General features: G+C 43.1%; 6 protein-coding genes. 4 read left to right on the forward strand and 2 right to left on the reverse strand.

Going from position 1 to position 7554, the window contains the following annotated elements:
- On the reverse strand, positions 1-789 hold a 789-nt coding region (locus B4K20_RS12470; protein ID WP_289283123.1), incomplete at its 3' end, for a DnaJ C-terminal domain-containing protein.
- A 163-nt stretch (positions 790-952) separates the two neighbouring features.
- Between B4K20_RS12470 and B4K20_RS12475 the strand changes: the two genes are divergently transcribed.
- Positions 953-3046, forward strand: a complete 2094-nt coding sequence (locus tag B4K20_RS12475) for a TonB-dependent receptor (protein WP_289283124.1) — start codon at positions 953-955, stop codon at positions 3044-3046.
- Between the two features lie 64 nt (positions 3047-3110).
- Here B4K20_RS12475 and B4K20_RS12480 read toward each other — a convergent pair whose 3' ends face one another.
- Entirely contained in the window at positions 3111-4586 is a 1476-nt protein-coding gene (locus tag B4K20_RS12480) for a RimK family protein (protein WP_289283125.1), read from the reverse strand.
- Between the two features lie 165 nt (positions 4587-4751).
- Between B4K20_RS12480 and B4K20_RS12485 the strand changes: the two genes are divergently transcribed.
- Genes B4K20_RS12485 through B4K20_RS12495 form a run of 3 tightly spaced genes read left to right on the forward strand, consistent with a single transcriptional unit; the run spans position 4752 to position 7438 of the window.
- Positions 4752-5825, forward strand: coding sequence for a DUF2817 domain-containing protein (locus tag B4K20_RS12485; protein WP_289283126.1), 1074 nt, complete (start codon positions 4752-4754; stop codon positions 5823-5825).
- Positions 5803-6930, forward strand: a complete 1128-nt coding sequence (locus B4K20_RS12490) for a GNAT family N-acetyltransferase/peptidase C39 family protein (protein WP_289283127.1) — start codon at positions 5803-5805, stop codon at positions 6928-6930. Before B4K20_RS12485 ends, B4K20_RS12490 begins: the two co-directional genes overlap by 23 nt.
- Before the next feature lie 46 nt (positions 6931-6976).
- Positions 6977-7438: a TerB family tellurite resistance protein gene (locus tag B4K20_RS12495; RefSeq protein ID WP_289283128.1), complete on the forward strand. Its 462-nt coding sequence runs from the start codon at positions 6977-6979 to the stop codon at positions 7436-7438.
- The last annotated feature ends 116 nt before the right edge of the window (positions 7439-7554 follow it).

Here is a 7554-nt window from a genome sequence, read left to right on the forward strand (position 1 = left end):
GACCACAAATTCATCGCCAGGTTCTTTGCCTGGTAATCCACGACCTTTTAGTCGCATTTTTTGACCACTGCGTGCACCTGCAGGAATGGTCAGATTAATTTTGCCAGCGAGTGTGGGCACAGTAATTTTTGCACCTAATGCCGCTTCCCATGGTGCAATAGGTAAGTCGAGATATACATCTTTTTCTTCCAGACGGAAGTAACGATGTGGTGCTACATTCACTTCGAGATATAAATCACCTGACTTACCGCCACCGCCAGATTTTCCCTGACCGGACAAACGAATTTTTTTACCAGAGGCAATACCGGCTGGTATTTTTACGTTAATGGTGCCGGACTGACTGGCGCCAGCAGGACGACGGATAGTCTTGGTGGCACCGTTGAATGCATCTTCCAGTGAGATGGTAATTTTGGCGTTAACATCTTCACCACGGGCGAAGAAATTATCACCCATGCCGCCGCCCATTCCTCCCATGCCGCCAAACATGTTTTCAAAGAAGCTGCTAAAGTTACCGCCACCAAAACCAGCATGATCATCCCAACCAGGTGGTGGGTTAAAGGATTGACCATGACGATAATTACTACCAAACTGGTCGTATTGTGCTCGTTTTTGTTCGTCACGTAAGACTTCGTAGGCTTCACCTACTTCCTTAAATTTGTCTTCGGCATTGGCTTCTTTACTGACATCAGGGTGATATTTTCTGGCCAGTTTTCGATAGGCTTTTTTTATCTCGTCCTGAGAAGCATCACGGGCGACGCCCAAAATTTTGTAATAGTCTTTGTATTCCATAAATGGATTCATTACCTGAAATTGATCTTGATCATGTAATTGGGGATTTCAATGTCTGTTTTCAATGGGTTTAGGGATTTTTCTGATGAATTAAAACAGCCTGTATGGGAGAATTTTCCCCACTTACGGGATTAATGAATATTTATAAAGAGAGAATTGGATTATGTTTTCAAAAAAACAACTCACATTGATGGTGGCGGCTGCGGCGACCACAATGTGGCACCCCGCTTTTGCTGAAGAAACTAGCGAAGATGATATTTCCTTAGGAGAGATGGTAGTCACAGGTACAAGATCAGAAACCTCACTCAGAGAGTTAGCTGGTAACACTGGCAAAGTCTCTGAGCAAGAGATTGATCTTATAAATGCTGACCATATTGAAGAAACTCTCGCACGCGTAAGCGGTGTGAATATTCAACGCGGGAATGGCGCCGAATCATTAGTCGCTATCCGTTCACCAGTATTAACCGGTCCCGGTGCTGCGGGTGCTTTTCTCTTTATGGAAGATGGTATTCCATTACGAGCAGCCGGATTTGCCAATAATAATGGCTTAGCTGAAGCCGGTTATGAGTGGGCAGACAGCATTGAAGTTGTTAGAGGTCCCGGTAGCGCGTTGTATGGGTCTAATGCGGTACATGGTCTGATAAATGTGCTTTCCAGACCTCCATCACTCGATCTAGAGAGGATTCTTGATGTCACCGTCGGATCGGATGACCTTTATAAGTTGAAAGGTACTGTCAGTGATACTGTTGGGAAACATGGGTATCGTGTCAGTTTTAGTGGCACTGACTTTGGTGGTTGGCGAGATGATTCAGAGTATGGTCAACAAAAAATTACAGCACGTCACGATTACTACGCAGACAATGGCGATACGTTCACAACCGTTTTCTCAGCCTTTAACCTAAATCAGGAAACAGCAGGTTTTGTAGAGTCGGATGATGAAAAGGCTTATGAAGATAGTTCATTGATGAAAACTAATGATGATCCTGATGCATTCCGTGATTGGCACTCTGTTCGGCTACATACACGTTGGGATCATGTCATGGCGAATGGCGATACATTGAGTATTACGCCATATTTTCGTGATAACCGTATGAAATTTAGGCAGCATTATCTACCTTCACGAGCCATTGAGGAAAATGAACACACAAGTGTAGGAACTCAGATTGCCTACTATATGGACTTGGATGGTGGTCATAAAGTGATTTTCGGTACAGATTTAGAGTACACCGATGGCAGTCTGAAACAGACGCAACAGCGTGCTAGCTATACTGCCTTTGATAAAAATCGGCAACAAGGAGTTCACTACGATTATGACGTTGCGGCGACAACTATCGCTCCTTATATCCATGCTGAATGGCAGTTAGCAGAGAAATGGCGTGCAACAACAGGTTTACGGTTTGAGCATGTTAATTATGATTATGACAACAATGTTGCTGCTGGTACAGGTGAAGCTGATGGAAGCTCATGTTTTGCATCACCATCAGAATGTTTATATCTGAGACCTGCAAATAGAGAAGATACATACAATGACTGGAGTCCTAAGTTTGGTATCGTGTATGAACTAAACCAAGCTCACAGCTTGTTCGCTAATTACTCTCGAGGTAATCGTGCACCTCAAACAACGGACTTATATCGATTACAGAACCAGCAAACCGTTGGAGATATGGATTCTGAGAAGTTGGATAGTATAGAAGTGGGTTCACGTGGAACGGTAGCTATCATCGACTACGAAGTAAGTTTGTTTTATATGAAAAAGAAAAACTTCTTCTTCCGTGACTCGGATGGACTAAATGTAACTGATGGTAAGACAAAACATCGTGGTCTAGAAGTGGCACTATCAATGCCGTTATTTGAACAATTTGATTTAGGTGCTAACTACACTTATGCCAGACACACATATGACTTTACTAATACAGCAAGTGAAGTTTTTTCTGGCAATGACATTGATACTGCACCAAGACATATCGCTAATGTCCGCCTTGGATGGGATGTTAATCCACACAGCCGAGCTGAACTAGAGTGGCAACACATGGGGGATTACTATTTAGAACCTTCAAATGAGCACAAATATGATGGTCATGATCTACTGAATTTGCGTGTAGAAACAAAAGTGACTGAAAAGCTGACTTTACATGGACAGGTCAAAAATATTCTAAATGAGGAATACGCTGATCGAGCTGATTATGCCTTTGGAAGTTATCGTTTCTTCCCTGGGCAGAAACGTAACTTCCAGATTGGAGCAAGTTACAGCTTCTAAACGGAATTCGGTGTGTTAAAAAGGCGCTGATGATCAGCGCCTTTTTATTTGCATGGAAAAAAGATTAATGACTCGCTGCCCGGCGCTCTTCTAAGCGCCTTAAAAACTCTCGCATAATGTCATCGTATAAAGCCATGCCGAGATAATGATCTTCGACACCGCTATCAATGCTGGGGTTGTCATTAATTTCAATAATGACAATACGGTTACCGCTTTGTTTGATATCCAAGCCGTATAGACCATTTCCTATCAATTTCGCTGCTTTTGTCGCAATTTTCAGCACTTTTTCTGGTACTTCGCTCATCGGGATGGCGGAAGACTTACCACTGGAGGTACCTTTTTTGGTGTTGTGGTTGTAGATTTGCCAATGGCCTTTGCTCATAAAGTACTGGCAGGCATAGATAGGCTTGTTGTTAAACATACCAATACGCCAGTCGTAGTCGGTATACATAAACTCTTGCAAGAGAATAATGGCTGACTGTTGGAAAAAGGCAGGCGCTTGCTCTCGAAGCTCGTCTGCATTGTTGACCTTAATCACACCTTTTGAAAAGGCACCGTCCGGAATTTTCATCACCAATGGAAAGGTGGCTGTTTCACAAAGTTTGTCCAGACCAGCGGTATCATTACGATATAGCAGGTGTGAATCCGGCATAGGTAGATTATTGGTGGATAGCAGTTCTTTTAAATAAATTTTATTCGTGCAGCGAATAATGGATGTGGGGTCGTCAATCACTACTAAACCTTCACTTTCTGCACGACGGGCAAATTTGTAGGTGTGATTATGTGTAGCGGTAGTTTCACGAATAAATAAGGCGTCATATTCTGCTAGGCGAATGTAATCTTTGGGGGTAATCAGCTCCACATCAATACCAATGCGACGTCCACTACTGATGAATTTCTTCAATGCGGCCATATCACTCGGCGGCATGGTTTCTTTAGGATTATGCAAAATGGCCATGTCATATCGAAACTGGCGACGCTTAGCCGGCTTCCGCCATAAGCGATGGCTGAAGTTATCTAAAGCTTCTGCAAAAAAATCTTGCTCGGTTTCTGTGAGCCTATTAATCGCACCGGCTTTTATCTGGCTGATAATCCAGTGACCATTAAAGCTAAATTCCACCTCCAGTATCGGGCAGGGGAATTGTTCAAAGATTTGTCGGGCCAGCTTCTGTAAAGAGCTGATAGGTGTTTGCCCAAAACAGATCTTCAGCACGAAGCTTTCACCTGAAGCCATGCTGAGCTGTTTATCAAGCTGAGTGGATAAATCCGACAAGTCGTAGGCATAAAGGCTTTTGCGAGATAAGTCATTAATAGTGCGAAGTCCGGGCAAAACACGGTGCCCTCTGGCTTCTGCCACCATCGAGCAATAATAGCCGCGACTGAGATAATCCAGACTTCGACATAAATTAAGAATTTGCGCAGGGGCATGAGTATTTTGCGATAAGGATTGTAGATAGGTATCAACATCGATCACTTGTTCGCTGGGAAAGTAAGGACTCCAGTCATCAATATTTTCAACTATTATCAAATGCTTAGTCATGTCTTGTCCTTGATGATGGTAGTGTCAAAAGGCTTTCTAAAAGCGAATCATAAAGTGAATAGACAGGTGATGTAATAAAAAATTTTGCATCCCTTTTTATTTGCTGGTCAAAATGGCAAAACTCACATATCCTTCGCGAAAATTTTGCACAGGAGGCCCATTAAAATGTATGCAGATGCCGTTTTAAGCGTATTTTCGCAGCGCTATTCCAGCGCAAGAGATAAATTCATCAATAATGTCGAAACCAGCTCGATTATTGAAAGACTAACGCATCATCCTCATCCACTTAAAGGCCCGAAAAACGAAAAGTTATTTTGTGATATTGCCTGGGCGGGTAATCCAAAAGCAGAAAATATTATTGTATTAGTGTCCGGACTACACGGTGTGGAAGGTGGCGCTGGCTCAGCAATTCAAGCAGATTTTGTGACACGTTATCGTCGTCTGCCTCAGGATGTCTGTGTGGTCCTGGTTCATGCGATCAATCCATGGGGATTTGCCTGGGCCAGTCGTGGTGATGATCAAGGTGTGGATGTGAACCGTAACTTTGTTGATTTCAACAGTGAGTTACCGGCCTCAAAAGCAGCAAAAATCTGGCAAGAACTGGAACAAGGTAAAGCCGATATTGCCACCGTCGCTCAGGACAGGGAAAAGTTTGATTTATTGTCAGAAGGTCAATACGAACAAGCTTCAGCACCTTATTATGGCGGCAGCGAACCCACATGGTCACGTCAGCTTATTGAACAGTTGGCCGCACAAATTAAACCTGCCAAACGTAAACAAGTGATCGTGATTGATATTCACAGTGGATTGGGCCCCTATGGTTTTGGTGAGCTTATCTGTGATCATCCTGTTAACAGTCAGGGTCACCAATATGCTGTCGAGTTATTTGGTGCAACAGTCACTGAACCTTCACTGGGGACATCCAGCTCTGGAACAAAACTCGGTTTGCATGATTATTTCTGGCATCAGCAAGGCGATAATGTGTGCTTTTTAACCTTGGAGTTTGGTACGTTTGGTACTCAGCAGATGTTGCAAGTGTTATCGGATGATCAAAAACTACAACAGAAAGGCAAGATTGACTGGTCTGATGATGCCACGATGGATGTAAAACACGCTATGCAAGATTTCTTCTGCCCTGATCAAAAACAGTGGCAGGAATTAGTATTGTTCCGTGGTCGTCAGGTTATTGAAATGGCGTTAGACGGATTAACTGAACATGCCAATCAAAACTCCCGCTGAGTTTTTGCTGCGTGAAGCAACACTTGATGACGTTAACGCGCTCAGTGAGTTAGAAGAAACGTGCTTTGAAACGGATCGTATTTCAAGACGCAGTTTTAAATGGATGATCAAAAAAGGTCACAGCTTGTTGTTGGTGGCGACTACCAATGACACTCTGGTGGCTTATGTGTTGTTACTTTACTCACAAGGAACGTCACTTGGCCGGGTATATTCATTAGCGGTTGATGCGAATTATCGAAAAGCCGGTATCGCCGCTAAATTAATGCAGGAAGCTGAAACACAGGCGCTGGATGATGGGCGAAGCTTTCTGCGTCTGGAAGTGCGACCTGATAATCTCGGCGCCATTAAGTTATATGAAAAACTCGGCTATCAACCGTTTGATATTGTCACTGACTTTTATGAAGATCATGCTGATGCTATTCGCATGATGAAAGTGCTGCATCATGTGCCTGAAGTCACACACCCAGAGGTTGCTCACTACTCTCAGTCAACCGACTTTACCTGTGGGCCTGCTTGCCTAATGATGGCAATGAAAAGCATGGATGGTGAGTTAGCACTCACTCGTCAACTTGAATTGCAGTTATGGCGCGAAGCCACAACAATTTTTATGACCTCCGGTCATGGTGGCTGCAGTCCACAAGGCTTGGCTTTAGCAGCCAATCAGCGAGGTTTGAAAACAACCCTTGTCTGTAACTCAGATGACATTCCCTTTATTAATGGTGTACGCAGTGAAGAAAAGAAGTCGGTTATTGAATGTGTGCACCAAGATTTTATCGAAAAAATAGCTGAATCTGATATTCAACAAATCAAAGCACCGGTTGATGCGGCGTTATTAAGCGAGTATCTATCTAAAGGGGCACTGGCGCTTGTCTTGATAAGCTCATATCGTCTGAACCAAAGTAAATCCCCCCACTGGATTTTGGTCGTGTCTGTTTCTGACACCTTTGTATATTTCCATGATCCGGATGTGGATTGGGATGATAATAAAAGTGTGACAGATAGTGGTTATATTCCCGTTACACATAAAGAATTTAACCGTATGATTGGCTACGGCAAACCCCGTTATCAAGCTGCTGTCATTGTCAGCCCATCCAATAAGAAATGAACTTTACTTCACTGCTGGCAGTCGGTTTTGCTTGCAGGGGATAACTATGATCGAAAAACTAAAACAAATGTTTTCATCCACCTTGGGTGATAACACCGATGTCTATTTAGCGAATCAACAGCAGTCTAAAGTGCTGGCGGCGGTAGCATTAATGATTGAAATTATTGCGGTCGATGATGAAGAGCATGAGACAGAAAAGGCCATGCTGCGGCAGATCCTGGCAAGTCAATTTGATGTCAAAGATAGCGACGCTGAGAAATTGATTGCCGAAGCTGAAGCAGCACACAATGAAGCCACTGACTTTTATCACTTCACAGCCGATATTAATCAGCAATATAACGAACAAGAGAAAATCGAACTCATCGAAATGCTTTGGCAAATAGCCTGGGCCGATCATGAACTACAAGATATTGAAGAACATGTGATTCGTAAGCTCGCCAGTTTGTTATACGTTTCCCACAAAGACTTTATTGCTACTAAGCTCAAAGTTGTTGGCGAAGCCAGTTAAGGCTATAACAGCCCAATTATACTTCATGCTTTTTTAAAATAATCCTTATAAATCAAACAGCCCGTTATTTTTATTATTGCTAAATTACTTCCAAAACGATAATGTATCTCATTATC

This window comes from Methylophaga sp. UBA5088 (assembly GCF_002414625.1).
Classification (GTDB): Bacteria; Pseudomonadota; Gammaproteobacteria; order Nitrosococcales; family Methylophagaceae; genus Methylophaga; species Methylophaga marina.

Coding starts and splice junctions, on each gene's coding strand:
- B4K20_RS12490 (WP_289283127.1), top strand. CDS start 5,803: ATGCCAATCAAAACTCCCGCTGAGTTTTTGCTGCGTGAAGCAACACTT.
- B4K20_RS12480 (WP_289283125.1), bottom strand. CDS start 4,586: ATGACTAAGCATTTGATAATAGTTGAAAATATTGATGACTGGAGTCCT.
- B4K20_RS12485 (WP_289283126.1), top strand. CDS start 4,752: ATGTATGCAGATGCCGTTTTAAGCGTATTTTCGCAGCGCTATTCCAGC.
- B4K20_RS12475 (WP_289283124.1), top strand. CDS start 953: ATGTTTTCAAAAAAACAACTCACATTGATGGTGGCGGCTGCGGCGACC.
- B4K20_RS12495 (WP_289283128.1), top strand. CDS start 6,977: ATGATCGAAAAACTAAAACAAATGTTTTCATCCACCTTGGGTGATAAC.